We start from the raw sequence: 13405 nt of genomic DNA on the forward strand, positions 1-13405 counted from the left end.
ACTCTGGAGACTAGCAATGGGTCAGAAAGTACATCCTAATGGTATTCGCCTGGGTATTGTAAAACCATGGAACTCTACCTGGTTTGCGAACACCAAAGAATTCGCTGACAACCTGGACAGCGATTTTAAAGTACGTCAGTACCTGACGAAGGAACTGGCTAAAGCGTCTGTATCTCGTATCGTTATCGAGCGTCCGGCTAAGAGCATTCGTGTGACTATTCACACCGCTCGCCCGGGTATCGTTATCGGTAAAAAAGGTGAAGACGTAGAAAAACTGCGTAAGGTCGTAGCGGATATCGCTGGCGTTCCTGCACAGATCAACATCGCCGAAGTTCGTAAACCTGAACTGGACGCTAAACTGGTTGCTGACAGCATCACTTCTCAGCTGGAACGTCGCGTTATGTTCCGTCGTGCGATGAAGCGTGCTGTACAGAACGCCATGCGTCTGGGCGCTAAAGGTATCAAAGTTGAAGTTAGCGGCCGTCTGGGCGGCGCGGAAATCGCACGTACCGAATGGTACCGCGAAGGTCGCGTACCGCTGCACACTCTGCGTGCTGACATCGACTACAACACCTCTGAAGCGCACACCACTTATGGTGTAATCGGCGTTAAAGTGTGGATCTTCAAAGGCGAGATCCTGGGTGGTATGGCTGCTGTTGAACAACCGGAAAAACCGGCTGCTCAACCGAAAAAGCAGCAGCGTAAAGGCCGTAAATAAGGAGCGTCGCTGATGTTACAACCAAAGCGTACAAAATTCCGTAAAATGCACAAAGGCCGCAACCGTGGTCTGGCTGCAGGCGCGGATGTTAGCTTCGGCAGCTTCGGCCTGAAAGCTGTTGGCCGTGGTCGTCTGACTGCCCGTCAGATCGAAGCAGCACGTCGTGCTATGACCCGTGCAGTTAAGCGTCAAGGTAAGATCTGGATCCGTGTATTCCCGGACAAACCGATCACTGAAAAGCCGCTGGCAGTGCGTATGGGTAAAGGTAAAGGTAACGTGGAGTATTGGGTTGCCTTGATTCAGCCGGGTAAAGTCCTGTATGAAATGGACGGCGTACCGGAAGAGCTGGCCCGTGAAGCATTCAAGCTGGCAGCAGCGAAACTGCCGATTAAAACCACCTTTGTAACTAAGACGGTGATGTAATGAAAGCAAAAGAGCTGCGTGAGAAGAGCGTTGAAGAGCTGAACACCGAGCTACTGAACCTGCTGCGTGAGCAGTTCAACCTGCGTATGCAGGCTGCAAGTGGCCAGCTGCAACAGTCTCACCTGTTGAAGCAAGTGCGTCGTGATGTCGCACGCGTTAAGACTTTACTGACTGAGAAGGCGGGTGCGTAATGACCGATAAAATCCGTACTCTGCAAGGTCGCGTGGTTAGCGACAAAATGGAGAAATCCATTGTTGTTGCTATCGAACGTTTTGTGAAACACCCGATCTACGGTAAATTCATCAAGCGTACGACCAAAATGCACGTACATGACGAGAACAACGAATGCGGTATCGGCGACGTGGTTGAAATCCGCGAATGCCGTCCGCTGTCCAAGACCAAATCCTGGACTCTGGTTCGCGTTGTAGAGAAAGCGGTTCTGTAATACAGTACGCATTCTCAACGAATAAACGGCTCAGCGATGGGCCGTTTATTTTTTCTACCCATATCTGATTTGCGGTGTTATAATGCCGCGCCCTCGATATGGGGTTTTTTTAACGACCTGATTTTCGGGTCTCAGTAGTAGTTGACATTAGCGGAGCACTAAAATGATCCAAGAACAGACTATGCTGAACGTCGCCGACAACTCCGGTGCACGTCGCGTAATGTGTATCAAGGTTCTGGGTGGCTCGCACCGTCGCTACGCAGGCGTAGGCGACATCATTAAGATCACCATCAAAGAAGCGATTCCGCGTGGTAAGGTCAAAAAAGGTGATGTGCTGAAGGCGGTAGTGGTGCGCACCAAGAAGGGTGTTCGTCGCCCGGACGGTTCTGTCATTCGCTTCGATGGTAATGCATGCGTTATTTTAAACAATAACAGCGAGCAGCCTATCGGTACGCGTATTTTTGGGCCGGTAACTCGTGAACTTCGTAACGAGAAGTTCATGAAAATTATCTCTCTGGCACCAGAAGTACTCTAAGGAGCGAATCATGGCAGCGAAAATCCGTCGTGATGACGAAGTTATCGTGTTAACCGGTAAAGATAAAGGTAAACGCGGTAAAGTTAAGAATGTCCTGTCTTCCGGCAAGGTCATTGTTGAAGGTATCAACCTGGTTAAGAAACACCAGAAGCCGGTTCCGGCTCTGAACCAACCGGGCGGCATCGTTGAAAAAGAAGCTGCAATTCAGGTTTCTAACGTTGCAATCTTCAATGCGGCAACCGGCAAGGCTGACCGTGTAGGCTTTAGATTCGAAGACGGCAAAAAAGTCCGTTTCTTCAAGTCTAACAGCGAAACTATCAAGTAATTTGGAGTAGTACGATGGCGAAACTGCATGATTACTACAAAGACGAAGTAGTTAACAAACTCATGACTGAGTTTAACTACAATTCTGTCATGCAAGTCCCTCGGGTCGAGAAGATCACCCTGAACATGGGTGTTGGTGAAGCGATCGCTGACAAAAAACTGCTGGATAACGCAGCAGCAGACCTGACAGCAATCTCCGGTCAAAAACCGTTGATCACCAAAGCACGCAAATCTGTTGCAGGCTTCAAAATCCGTCAGGGCTATCCGATCGGCTGTAAAGTAACTCTGCGTGGCGAACGCATGTGGGAGTTCTTTGAGCGCCTGATCACTATTGCTGTTCCTCGTATCCGTGACTTCCGTGGCTTGTCCGCTAAGTCATTCGACGGTCGTGGTAACTACAGCATGGGTGTCCGTGAGCAGATCATCTTCCCAGAAATCGACTACGATAAAGTCGACCGCGTTCGTGGTTTGGATATTACCATTACCACTACTGCGAAATCTGACGAAGAAGGCCGTGCTCTGCTGGCTGCCTTTGACTTCCCGTTCCGCAAGTAAGGTAGGGTTACTAAATGGCTAAGCAATCAATGAAAGCACGCGAAGTAAAACGCGTAGCTTTAGCTGATAAATACTTCGCGAAACGCGCTGAACTGAAAGCGATCATCTCTGATGTGAACGCAACCGACGAAGATCGTTGGAATGCGGTTCTTAAGCTGCAGACTCTGCCGCGTGATTCCAGCCCGTCACGTCAGCGTAACCGCTGCCGTCAAACTGGTCGTCCGCACGCTTTCCTGCGGAAGTTCGGGTTGAGCCGTATTAAGGTCCGTGAAGCCGCTATGCGCGGTGAAATTCCGGGTCTGAAAAAGGCTAGCTGGTAATTGTCACCAATTGAATCACGGGAGTAAAGACAGATGAGCATGCAAGATCCGATCGCGGATATGCTGACCCGTATCCGTAACGGTCAGGCCGCGAACAAAGCTGCGGTCACCATGCCTTCCTCCAAGCTGAAAGTGGCAATTGCCAACGTGCTGAAGGAAGAAGGTTTTATTGAAGATTTTAAAGTTGAAGGCGACACCAAGCCGGAACTGGAACTGACTCTTAAGTATTTCCAGGGTAAAGCTGTTGTAGAAAGCATTCAGCGTGTCAGCCGCCCAGGTCTGCGCATCTACAAACGTAAAGATGAGCTGCCGAAAGTTATGGCCGGTCTGGGTATCGCAGTTGTTTCTACCTCTAAAGGTGTTATGACTGATCGTGCAGCGCGCCAGGCTGGTCTTGGTGGCGAAATTATCTGCTACGTAGCCTAATCGGAGGAAAAAATGTCTCGTGTTGCTAAAGCACCGGTCGTTGTTCCTGCCGGCGTTGATGTCAAAATCAACGGTCAGGTTATTACGATCAAAGGTAAAAACGGCGAGCTGACTCGTACTCTCAACGATGCTGTTGAAGTTAAACATGCAGATAATGCACTGACCTTCGGTCCGCGTGATGGTTACGCAGACGGTTGGGCACAGGCTGGTACCGCGCGTGCCCTGCTGAACTCAATGGTTATCGGTGTTACCGAAGGCTTCACTAAGAAGCTGCAGCTGGTTGGTGTAGGTTATCGTGCAGCGGTTAAAGGGAATGTAGTAAACCTGTCTTTAGGTTTCTCTCACCCGGTTGACCATCAGCTGCCGGCAGGTATCACTGCTGAATGTCCGACTCAAACTGAAATCGTGCTGAAAGGCGCTGATAAGCAGGTGATCGGCCAGGTTGCAGCAGATCTGCGCGCCTACCGTCGTCCTGAGCCTTACAAAGGCAAGGGTGTTCGTTACGCCGACGAAGTCGTGCGTACCAAAGAGGCTAAGAAGAAGTAAGGTAACACTATGGATAAGAAATCTGCTCGTATCCGTCGTGCGACCCGCGCACGCCGCAAGCTCAAAGAGCTGGGCGCAACTCGCCTGGTGGTACATCGTACCCCGCGTCATATTTACGCACAGGTAATTGCACCGAACGGTTCTGAAGTTCTGGTAGCTGCTTCTACTGTAGAAAAAGCTATCGCTGAACAACTGAAGTACACCGGTAACAAAGACGCGGCTGCAGCTGTGGGTAAAGCTGTCGCTGAACGCGCTCTGGAAAAAGGCATCAAAGATGTGTCCTTTGACCGTTCCGGGTTCCAATATCATGGTCGTGTCCAGGCACTGGCAGATGCTGCCCGTGAAGCTGGCCTTCAGTTCTAAGGTAGAGGTGTAAGATGGCTCACATCGAAAAACAAGCTGGCGAACTGCAGGAAAAGCTGATCGCGGTAAACCGCGTATCTAAAACCGTTAAAGGTGGTCGTATTTTCTCCTTCACAGCTCTGACTGTAGTAGGCGATGGTAACGGTCGCGTAGGTTTTGGTTACGGTAAAGCGCGTGAAGTTCCAGCAGCGATCCAGAAAGCGATGGAAAAAGCCCGTCGCAATATGATTAACGTCGCGCTGAACAACGGCACCCTGCAGCACCCGGTTAAAGGTGTTCACACGGGGTCTCGTGTATTCATGCAGCCAGCTTCCGAAGGTACCGGTATCATCGCCGGTGGTGCAATGCGCGCCGTTCTGGAAGTTGCTGGGGTTCATAACGTTCTGGCTAAAGCATACGGTTCCACCAACCCGATCAACGTGGTTCGTGCAACTATTGATGGCCTGGAAAATATGAATTCTCCAGAAATGGTCGCTGCCAAGCGTGGTAAATCCGTTGAAGAAATTCTGGGGAAATAAACCATGGCAAAGACTATTAAAATTACTCAAACCCGCAGTGCAATCGGTCGTCTGCCGAAACACAAGGCAACGCTGCTTGGCCTGGGTCTGCGTCGTATTGGCCACACCGTAGAGCGCGAGGATACTCCTGCTGTTCGTGGTATGGTCAACGCGGTTTCCTTCATGGTTAAAGTTGAGGAGTAAGAGATGCGTTTAAATACTCTGTCTCCGGCCGAAGGCTCCAAAAAGGCGGGTAAACGCCTGGGTCGTGGTATCGGTTCTGGCCTCGGTAAAACCGGTGGTCGTGGTCACAAAGGTCAGAAGTCTCGTTCTGGCGGTGGCGTACGTCGCGGTTTCGAGGGTGGTCAGATGCCTCTGTACCGTCGTCTGCCGAAATTCGGCTTCACTTCTCGCAAAGCAGCGATTACAGCCGAAGTTCGTCTGTCTGACCTGGCGAAAGTAGAAGGCGGCGTTGTAGACCTGAACACGCTGAAAGCGGCAAACATTATCGGTATCCAGATCGAGTTCGCGAAAGTGATCCTGGCTGGCGAAGTCACTACTCCGGTAACTGTTCGTGGCCTGCGTGTTACTAAAGGCGCTCGTGCTGCTATCGAAGCTGCTGGCGGTAAAATCGAGGAATAAGTAGCAGATGGCTAAACAACCGGGATTAGATTTTCAAAGTGCCAAAGGTGGCTTAGGTGAGCTGAAACGCAGACTGCTGTTTGTTATCGGCGCGCTGATTGTGTTCCGTATTGGCTCTTTTATTCCGATCCCTGGTATTGATGCCGCTGTACTTGCCAAACTGCTTGAGCAACAGCGAGGCACCATCATTGAAATGTTTAACATGTTCTCTGGTGGTGCTCTCAGCCGTGCTTCTATCTTTGCCCTGGGGATCATGCCGTATATTTCGGCGTCGATCATTATCCAGCTGTTGACGGTGGTTCATCCAACGCTGGCAGAAATTAAGAAAGAAGGGGAGTCTGGTCGTCGTAAGATCAGCCAGTACACCCGCTACGGTACTCTGGTGCTGGCGATATTCCAGTCGATCGGTATTGCTACCGGTTTGCCGAATATGCCTGGTATGCAGGGCCTGGTGATGAATCCAGGCTTTGCATTCTATTTCACCGCTGTTGTAAGTCTGGTTACAGGGACGATGTTCCTGATGTGGCTCGGCGAACAGATTACTGAGCGCGGTATCGGTAACGGTATCTCAATCATCATCTTCGCTGGTATCGTTGCGGGACTCCCGCCAGCCATTGCCCATACTATCGAGCAAGCGCGTCAAGGCGACCTGCACTTCCTCGTGTTGCTGTTGGTTGCAGTATTAGTATTTGCAGTGACGTTCTTTGTAGTATTCGTTGAACGTGGTCAACGCCGTATTGTGGTAAACTACGCCAAACGTCAGCAAGGTCGTCGTGTCTATGCTGCACAGAGCACACATTTACCGCTGAAAGTGAATATGGCGGGGGTAATCCCGGCAATCTTCGCTTCCAGTATTATTCTGTTCCCGGCGACCATCGCGTCATGGTTCGGGGGCGGTACTGGTTGGAACTGGCTGACAACAATTTCGCTGTATTTGCAGCCTGGGCAACCGCTTTATGTGTTACTCTATGCGTCTGCAATCATCTTCTTCTGTTTCTTCTACACGGCGTTGGTTTTCAACCCGCGTGAAACAGCAGATAACCTGAAGAAGTCCGGTGCATTTGTACCAGGAATTCGTCCGGGAGAGCAAACGGCGAAGTATATCGATAAAGTAATGACCCGCCTGACCTTGGTTGGTGCGCTGTATATTACCTTTATCTGCCTGATCCCGGAGTTCATGCGTGATGCAATGAAAGTGCCGTTCTACTTCGGTGGGACCTCACTGCTTATCGTTGTTGTCGTGATTATGGACTTTATGGCTCAAGTGCAAACTCTGATGATGTCCAGTCAGTATGAGTCTGCATTGAAGAAGGCGAACCTGAAAGGCTACGGCCGTTAATTGGTCGCCTGAGAAGTTACGGAGAGTAAAAATGAAAGTTCGTGCTTCCGTCAAGAAATTATGCCGTAACTGCAAAATCGTTAAGCGTGATGGTGTCATCCGTGTGATTTGCAGTGCCGAGCCGAAGCATAAACAGCGCCAAGGCTGATTTTTTCGCATATTTTTCTTGCAAAGTTGGGTTGAGCTGGCTAGATTAGCCAGCCAATCTTTTGTATGTCTGTACGTTTCCATTTGAGTATCCTGAAAACGGGCTTTTCAGCATGGTACGTACATATTAAATAGTAGGAGTGCATAGTGGCCCGTATAGCAGGCATTAACATTCCTGATCAGAAACACGCCGTGATCGCGTTAACTTCGATCTACGGTGTCGGCAAGACCCGTTCTAAAGCCATCCTGGCTGCAGCGGGTATCGCTGAAAATGTTAAGATCAGTGAGCTGTCTGAAGAACAAATCGACACGCTGCGTGACGAAGTTGCCAAATTTGTCGTTGAAGGTGATCTGCGCCGTGAAATCAGCATGAGCATCAAGCGCCTGATGGATCTTGGTTGCTATCGCGGTTTGCGTCATCGTCGTGGTCTCCCGGTTCGCGGTCAGCGTACCAAGACCAACGCTCGTACCCGTAAGGGTCCGCGCAAACCGATCAAGAAATAATCGGGGTGATTGAATAATGGCAAAGGCACCAGTTCGCGCACGTAAACGTGTAAGAAAACAAGTCTCTGACGGCGTGGCTCATATCCATGCTTCTTTCAACAACACCATCGTGACTATTACCGATCGTCAGGGTAATGCGCTGGGTTGGGCAACAGCCGGTGGTTCCGGTTTCCGTGGTTCTCGCAAATCCACTCCGTTTGCAGCTCAGGTTGCAGCAGAGCGTTGCGCTGACGCCGTGAAAGAATACGGTATCAAGAATCTGGAAGTTATGGTTAAAGGTCCGGGTCCAGGCCGCGAATCTACTATTCGTGCTCTGAACGCCGCTGGTTTCCGCATCACTAATATTACTGATGTGACTCCGATCCCTCATAACGGTTGTCGTCCGCCGAAAAAACGTCGCGTATAACGCTTCGTTTTCCAGGTTAGTTGGAGAAAGAAAATGGCAAGATATTTGGGTCCTAAGCTCAAGCTGAGCCGTCGTGAGGGCACCGACTTATTCCTTAAGTCTGGCGTTCGCGCGATCGATACCAAGTGTAAAATTGAACAAGCTCCTGGCCAGCACGGTGCGCGTAAGCCGCGTCTGTCTGACTATGGTGTGCAGTTGCGTGAAAAGCAAAAAGTTCGCCGCATTTACGGTGTGCTGGAGCGTCAGTTCCGTAACTACTACAAAGAAGCAGCACGTCTGAAAGGCAACACCGGTGAAAACCTGTTGGCTCTGCTGGAAGGTCGTCTGGACAACGTTGTATACCGTATGGGCTTCGGCGCCACTCGTGCAGAAGCACGTCAGTTGGTTAGCCATAAAGCAATTATGGTAAACGGTCGTGTTGTTAACATCGCTTCTTATCAGGTTAGTCCGAATGACGTTGTTAGCATTCGTGAGAAAGCGAAGAAGCAGTCTCGCGTGAAAGCCGCTCTGGAGCTGGCTGAGCAGCGTGAAAAGCCAACCTGGCTGGAAGTTGATGCTGGCAAGATGGAAGGTACGTACAAGCGTAAGCCTGAGCGTTCTGATCTGTCTGCGGACATTAACGAACACCTGATCGTCGAGCTTTACTCCAAGTAAAGCTTAGTACCAAAGAGAGGACACAATGCAGGGTTCTGTGACAGAGTTTCTAAAACCGCGCCTGGTAGATATCGAGCAAGTGAGTTCGACGCACGCCAAGGTGACCCTTGAGCCTTTAGAGCGTGGCTTCGGCCATACTCTGGGTAACGCACTGCGCCGTATTCTGCTCTCATCGATGCCGGGTTGCGCGGTGACCGAGGTTGAGATTGATGGTGTACTACATGAGTACAGCACCAAAGAAGGCGTTCAGGAAGACATCCTGGAAATCCTGCTCAACCTGAAAGGGCTGGCGGTGAGAGTTCAGGGTAAAGATGAAGTTATTCTTACCTTGAATAAATCTGGCATTGGCCCTGTGACTGCAGCCGATATCACCCATGATGGGGATGTCGAAATCGTCAAGCCGCAGCACGTGATCTGCCACCTGACCGATGAAAACGCGTCTATTAGTATGCGTATCAAAGTTCAGCGCGGTCGTGGTTATGTGCCGGCTTCTACCCGAATTCATTCGGAAGAAGATGAGCGCCCAATCGGCCGTCTGCTGGTCGACGCCTGCTACAGCCCTGTAGAGCGTATTGCCTACAATGTTGAAGCAGCGCGTGTAGAACAGCGTACCGACCTGGACAAGCTGGTCATCGAAATGGAAACCAACGGCACAATCGATCCTGAAGAGGCGATTCGTCGTGCGGCAACCATCCTGGCTGAACAACTGGAAGCTTTCGTTGATTTACGTGATGTACGTCAACCGGAAGTGAAAGAAGAGAAACCAGAATTCGATCCGATCCTGCTGCGCCCTGTTGACGATCTGGAATTGACTGTCCGCTCTGCTAACTGCCTCAAGGCAGAAGCTATCCACTATATCGGTGATCTGGTACAGCGTACCGAGGTTGAGCTTCTTAAGACGCCTAACCTGGGTAAAAAATCTCTTACCGAGATTAAAGACGTGCTGGCTTCCCGTGGACTGTCTCTGGGTATGCGCCTGGAAAACTGGCCACCGGCAAGCATCGCTGACGAGTAACCGGATCACAGGTTAAGGTTTTACTGAGAAGGATAAGGTCATGCGCCATCGTAAGAGTGGTCGTCAACTGAACCGCAACAGCAGCCATCGCCAGGCTATGTTCCGCAACATGGCAGGTTCACTGGTTCGTCATGAAATCATCAAGACGACCCTGCCTAAAGCGAAAGAGCTGCGTCGCGTAGTTGAGCCGCTGATTACTCTTGCCAAGACTGATAGCGTTGCTAATCGTCGTCTGGCATTCGCCCGTACTCGTGATAACGAGATCGTGGCAAAACTGTTTAACGAGCTGGGCCCGCGTTTCGCGAGCCGCGCCGGTGGTTACACTCGCATTCTGAAGTGTGGCTTCCGTGCAGGCGACAACGCGCCGATGGCATACATCGAGCTGGTTGATCGTTCAGAGAAAACAGAAGCTGCTGCAGAGTAATCTGTAGTAACGTAAAAAAACCCGCTTCGGCGGGTTTTTTTATATCCTCCTGAACCCCACATATCTACAATAATTGTATTCTTTTCGTTCAATCCCTGGAGCGACGTATGTGGTTACTTGACCAGTGGGCAGAGCGTCATATTATCGAGGCACAGCGTAAAGGCGAGTTTGATAATTTGCCTGGCCGTGGCGAGCCGCTTATTCTGGATGATGATTCTCATGTGCCGGCGGAACTTCGTGCGGGTTATCGCTTACTCAAGAATGCGGGCTGTCTTCCCCCTGAACTGGAGCAGCGCAGAGACGCTATTCAGTTACTTGATATCCTCAACAGTATCCGGGAAGATGACCCTCGATACCATCAGGTTAGTCGCCAGCTCTCCCTGCTTGAACTAAAACTTCGGCAGGCTGGGTTGAGTACCGACTTTTTACACGGTGAGTATGCAGAAAAACTGCTGCATAAAATCAACGATAATTAACGGAGCTTGTATGTATCGCATTGGTGAGCTGGCAAAGCTGGCAGACGTAACGCCTGATACCATTCGCTACTATGAAAAACAGCAGATGATGGATCATGAGGTACGTACTGAAGGCGGGTTTCGTCTGTATACCGAAAACGATCTGCAGCGTCTCAAGTTTATTCGTTATGCGCGGCAGTTGGGTTTCACGCTTGAGTCGATCCGCGAACTTTTATCGATCAGAATTGATCCTGAGCACCATACCTGTCAGGAGTCAAAAAGTATTGTGCAAGAACGATTGCAGGAGGTTGAAGCCAGGATTGCGGAACTGCAAACGATGCAGCGTTCGTTACAAAGGCTTAATGATGCTTGTTGTGGAACGGCCCACAGTAGCGTCTATTGTTCCATTCTGGAAGCCCTGGAGCAGGGGGCCAGTGGGGCGAAATCAGGATGTTGATTTATTGAACCGGCGGGGCGACACTCGCGCCGTTAATTTATACAATCGGGAGACATTATGAGTCGTTATCAACATAAGAAAGGGCAGATAAAGGACAATGCCATTGAGGCATTACTGCACGATCCCCTTTTCAGGCAACGCGTTGAAAAAAATAAGAAAGGCAAAGGAAGTTATCTGCGTAAAGGTAAACACGGTAATCGAGGGAACTGGGAGGCCAGTGGCAAGAAAGTAAGTGACTTTTTTACCACTGGCCTTCTGCTTATTAAGAACGGTTATTTTGTTCTTTCAGCAGATCGCGGATTTCGCCCAATAACACTTCCTCTTTAGAAGGCGCTGGCGGAGCTGCCGGCTCTTCTGCTTTTTTACGGTTGAGTCTGTTGATAAGCTTAATGGCAACAAAGATAGCAAAGGCCACAATCACAAAATCAAATACGTTCTGGATAAACACGCCGTAATGCATGACGACCGCCGGAATATCTCCCTGCGCTTCGCGTAACGTAAAAGCAAATTGTTTAAAGTCGATCCCGCCGATTAACAATCCCAACGGCGGCATAATGATATCGGCAACCAGTGAAGAAACAATCTTACCGAATGCCGCGCCAATAATGACACCCACTGCCAAATCCACAACATTCCCGCGCATCGCGAATTCGCGAAATTCTTTAATAAAACTCATTTTTATTCTCCCTATGCAGCTGACGTTATAAGTTTAACAAATGCTAAGGCATTTTCCATTTACGGCTTCTGTTTAGCGAAATAAATTAAACCTTGATAAATAAAGGGAATTAAAAAGGGCGCTGAATGAGCGCCCCTTAAATTAGAGGAAGAAAGGACTTGGCTGGAACAGACGTTCGACGTCGGTAATAAACTTTTTATCGGTCAAAAACATAATGACGTGATCGCCTTGTTCAATGCGCAAATTGTCATTAGCAATCATGACATCATTTCCACGCACCACCGCGCCAATAATGGTGCCTGGCGGCAGTTTAATTTCGTCAATGACGCGGCCAACCACGCGGGAAGTGCTTTCATCGCCGTGCGCGACGGCTTCGATGGCTTCGGCAACCCCGCGACGTAGTGAGGAAACGCCGACGATATCCGCTTTACGCACATGGCTCAGTAATGCAGAGATGGTGGCCTGCTGCGGAGAAATCGCAATATCTATAACGCTACCCTGCACAAGATCGACATAAGCGCGGCGCTGAATCAGCACCATCACTTTTTTGGCGCCCATCCGCTTGGCCAACATCGCGGACATGATATTGGCTTCATCATCGTTAGTGACCGCGATAAAGAGATCGACCTGATCAATATGCTCCTCCGCCAGCAATTCCTGATCGGAAGCGTCGCCAAAAAAGACGATCGTGTTTTGCAGTTTCTCAGCCAATTCTGCGGCGCGTTGTTGATCGCGTTCGATCAATTTAACGCTATAGTCTTTTTCCAGACGCCTTGCTAGCCCGGCGCCGATATTGCCGCCGCCCACCAGCATGATGCGCTTGTAGGGTTTTTCCAGACGCTGTAATTCGCTCATTACTGCACGGATATGCTGTGAAGCCGCAATAAAGAAGACTTCATCCCCTGCTTCCACGATAGTTGAGCCCTGAGGACGGATTGGTCTGTCATGGCGGAAAATTGCGGCAACGCGAGTATCGATATGCGGCATATGCTCTCGCATTGTCGAGAGCGCGTTACCTATTAGTGGACCGCCATAGTAGGCTTTTACTACTGCCAGACTGACTTTCCCTTCAGCAAAGTTTACAACCTGTAATGCTCCCGGATACTCGATCAGACGATAAATATTATCGATAACCAACTGCTCCGGCGCGATCAGATGATCAATCGGAACCGCTTCAGAATGAAAGAGTTTATCCGCATCGCGAACATAGTCCGGGGATCGAATGCGGGCGATACGGTTTGGAGTGTTGAAGAGTGAATAGGCTACCTGGCAGGCAACCATATTAGTTTCATCTGAACTGGTGACAGCGACCAGCATATCCGCATCGTCAGCGCCCGCTTCGCGCAACACGCGGGGATGCGAACCATGCCCCTGAACTACGCGTAGATCGAACTTATCTTGCAAACTGCGTAACCGTTCGCCGTTGGTATCAACCACCGTGATGTCGTTGTTTTCGCCGACCAGGTTTTCCGCCAGTGTTCCGCCAACTTGCCCTGCGCCCAGTATGATAATTTTCATCAGTCGTGGCCCGTTA

At 50.2% G+C, this 13405-nt stretch carries 26 protein-coding genes; 24 read left to right on the forward strand and 2 right to left on the reverse strand.

All coding sequences use genetic code 11. The features are described 5' to 3' along the window. The first annotated feature begins 16 nt into the window (after nt 1–16). From rpsC to QEN32_RS02200, 24 genes are all read left to right on the forward strand, one after another. Entirely contained in the window at nt 17–718 is a 702-nt protein-coding gene (gene rpsC, locus QEN32_RS02085; RefSeq protein WP_000529945.1) for a 30S ribosomal protein S3, read from the forward strand. 12 nt (nt 719–730) lie between these two features. Then, nucleotides 731–1141 (forward strand): 50S ribosomal protein L16, encoded by a 411-nt coding sequence (gene rplP / locus QEN32_RS02090; RefSeq protein ID WP_000941208.1) that lies wholly within the window; start codon nt 731–733, stop codon nt 1139–1141. Next, nucleotides 1141–1332, forward strand: coding sequence for a 50S ribosomal protein L29 (rpmC, locus tag QEN32_RS02095; RefSeq protein ID WP_000644742.1), 192 nt, complete (start codon nt 1141–1143; stop codon nt 1330–1332). Before rplP ends, rpmC begins: the two co-directional genes overlap by 1 nt. After that, nucleotides 1332–1586: a 30S ribosomal protein S17 gene (rpsQ, locus tag QEN32_RS02100; RefSeq protein ID WP_000130101.1), complete on the forward strand. Its 255-nt coding sequence runs from the start codon at nt 1332–1334 to the stop codon at nt 1584–1586. The genes rpmC and rpsQ overlap by 1 nt, the downstream gene beginning before the upstream one ends. Before the next feature lie 163 nt (nt 1587–1749). Next, the gene (rplN, locus tag QEN32_RS02105) at nt 1750–2121 is read left to right on the forward strand and encodes a 50S ribosomal protein L14 (RefSeq protein WP_000613954.1); all 372 of its coding nucleotides are present in this window, start codon (nt 1750–1752) and stop codon (nt 2119–2121) included. Nucleotides 2122–2131: 10 nt separating this feature from the next. Beyond that, complete coding sequence (rplX, locus tag QEN32_RS02110; protein ID WP_000729185.1) at nt 2132–2446, forward strand: 50S ribosomal protein L24; 315 nt, start codon at nt 2132–2134, stop codon at nt 2444–2446. A gap of 14 nt (nt 2447–2460) precedes the next feature. Beyond that, nucleotides 2461–3000 (forward strand): 50S ribosomal protein L5, encoded by a 540-nt coding sequence (gene rplE, locus QEN32_RS02115; RefSeq protein WP_001096206.1) that lies wholly within the window; start codon nt 2461–2463, stop codon nt 2998–3000. A 14-nt stretch (nt 3001–3014) separates the two neighbouring features. Next, complete coding sequence (gene rpsN, locus QEN32_RS02120; RefSeq protein ID WP_001118932.1) at nt 3015–3320, forward strand: 30S ribosomal protein S14; 306 nt, start codon at nt 3015–3017, stop codon at nt 3318–3320. A 33-nt stretch (nt 3321–3353) separates the two neighbouring features. Beyond that, nucleotides 3354–3746: a 30S ribosomal protein S8 gene (rpsH, locus tag QEN32_RS02125; protein ID WP_000062611.1), complete on the forward strand. Its 393-nt coding sequence runs from the start codon at nt 3354–3356 to the stop codon at nt 3744–3746. Nucleotides 3747–3758: 12 nt separating this feature from the next. Beyond that, nucleotides 3759–4292 carry a 50S ribosomal protein L6 gene (gene rplF, locus QEN32_RS02130; protein ID WP_000091939.1) on the forward strand — a complete coding sequence of 178 codons (534 nt, stop codon included), beginning with the start codon at nt 3759–3761 and terminating at the stop codon, nt 4290–4292. A gap of 9 nt (nt 4293–4301) precedes the next feature. After that, on the forward strand, nt 4302–4655 hold the full coding sequence (gene rplR / locus QEN32_RS02135) for a 50S ribosomal protein L18 (RefSeq protein ID WP_000358956.1): 354 nt from the start codon (nt 4302–4304) through the stop codon (nt 4653–4655). A 14-nt stretch (nt 4656–4669) separates the two neighbouring features. Further along, nucleotides 4670–5173: a 30S ribosomal protein S5 gene (gene rpsE, locus QEN32_RS02140; RefSeq protein WP_000940121.1), complete on the forward strand. Its 504-nt coding sequence runs from the start codon at nt 4670–4672 to the stop codon at nt 5171–5173. 3 nt (nt 5174–5176) lie between these two features. Then, nucleotides 5177–5356: a 50S ribosomal protein L30 gene (gene rpmD / locus QEN32_RS02145; protein WP_001140434.1), complete on the forward strand. Its 180-nt coding sequence runs from the start codon at nt 5177–5179 to the stop codon at nt 5354–5356. Nucleotides 5357–5359: 3 nt separating this feature from the next. Then, entirely contained in the window at nt 5360–5794 is a 435-nt protein-coding gene (gene rplO / locus QEN32_RS02150) for a 50S ribosomal protein L15 (protein ID WP_001238917.1), read from the forward strand. A gap of 7 nt (nt 5795–5801) precedes the next feature. Further along, nucleotides 5802–7133, forward strand: coding sequence for a preprotein translocase subunit SecY (gene secY, locus QEN32_RS02155; RefSeq protein WP_001118864.1), 1332 nt, complete (start codon nt 5802–5804; stop codon nt 7131–7133). Between the two features lie 31 nt (nt 7134–7164). Beyond that, nucleotides 7165–7281: a 50S ribosomal protein L36 gene (rpmJ, locus tag QEN32_RS02160; RefSeq protein WP_000868187.1), complete on the forward strand. Its 117-nt coding sequence runs from the start codon at nt 7165–7167 to the stop codon at nt 7279–7281. A gap of 146 nt (nt 7282–7427) precedes the next feature. Beyond that, nucleotides 7428–7784: a 30S ribosomal protein S13 gene (rpsM, locus tag QEN32_RS02165; RefSeq protein ID WP_000090780.1), complete on the forward strand. Its 357-nt coding sequence runs from the start codon at nt 7428–7430 to the stop codon at nt 7782–7784. A gap of 16 nt (nt 7785–7800) precedes the next feature. Beyond that, nucleotides 7801–8190, forward strand: coding sequence for a 30S ribosomal protein S11 (gene rpsK / locus QEN32_RS02170; RefSeq protein ID WP_001029758.1), 390 nt, complete (start codon nt 7801–7803; stop codon nt 8188–8190). A gap of 33 nt (nt 8191–8223) precedes the next feature. Then, the gene (gene rpsD, locus QEN32_RS02175; protein WP_000135226.1) at nt 8224–8844 is read left to right on the forward strand and encodes a 30S ribosomal protein S4; all 621 of its coding nucleotides are present in this window, start codon (nt 8224–8226) and stop codon (nt 8842–8844) included. Between the two features lie 25 nt (nt 8845–8869). Beyond that, entirely contained in the window at nt 8870–9859 is a 990-nt protein-coding gene (rpoA, locus tag QEN32_RS02180; protein ID WP_001162094.1) for a DNA-directed RNA polymerase subunit alpha, read from the forward strand. A gap of 40 nt (nt 9860–9899) precedes the next feature. After that, the gene (gene rplQ / locus QEN32_RS02185; RefSeq protein WP_001216370.1) at nt 9900–10283 is read left to right on the forward strand and encodes a 50S ribosomal protein L17; all 384 of its coding nucleotides are present in this window, start codon (nt 9900–9902) and stop codon (nt 10281–10283) included. 107 nt (nt 10284–10390) lie between these two features. Then, complete coding sequence (locus QEN32_RS02190) at nt 10391–10759, forward strand: DUF1992 domain-containing protein (RefSeq protein WP_000266515.1); 369 nt, start codon at nt 10391–10393, stop codon at nt 10757–10759. Nucleotides 10760–10769: 10 nt separating this feature from the next. After that, nucleotides 10770–11195: a Zn(2+)-responsive transcriptional regulator gene (gene zntR, locus QEN32_RS02195; protein WP_000285588.1), complete on the forward strand. Its 426-nt coding sequence runs from the start codon at nt 10770–10772 to the stop codon at nt 11193–11195. 57 nt (nt 11196–11252) lie between these two features. Then, complete coding sequence (locus QEN32_RS02200) at nt 11253–11522, forward strand: alternative ribosome-rescue factor A (protein ID WP_001543084.1); 270 nt, start codon at nt 11253–11255, stop codon at nt 11520–11522. Here the strand turns inward: QEN32_RS02200 and mscL are convergent. Together mscL and trkA are read right to left on the reverse strand one after the other, a co-directional pair. Next, nucleotides 11458–11871 carry a large-conductance mechanosensitive channel protein MscL gene (gene mscL / locus QEN32_RS02205; protein ID WP_000008119.1) on the reverse strand — a complete coding sequence of 138 codons (414 nt, stop codon included), beginning with the start codon at nt 11869–11871 and terminating at the stop codon, nt 11458–11460. The genes QEN32_RS02200 and mscL overlap by 65 nt on opposite strands. A 141-nt stretch (nt 11872–12012) precedes the next feature. Then, nucleotides 12013–13389: a Trk system potassium transporter TrkA gene (trkA, locus tag QEN32_RS02210; protein ID WP_000691374.1), complete on the reverse strand. Its 1377-nt coding sequence runs from the start codon at nt 13387–13389 to the stop codon at nt 12013–12015. Nucleotides 13390–13405 lie beyond the last annotated feature (16 nt).

Source organism: Salmonella sp. SA14318 (genome assembly GCF_029866905.1).
Lineage (GTDB): Bacteria > Pseudomonadota > Gammaproteobacteria > Enterobacterales > Enterobacteriaceae > Salmonella > Salmonella enterica.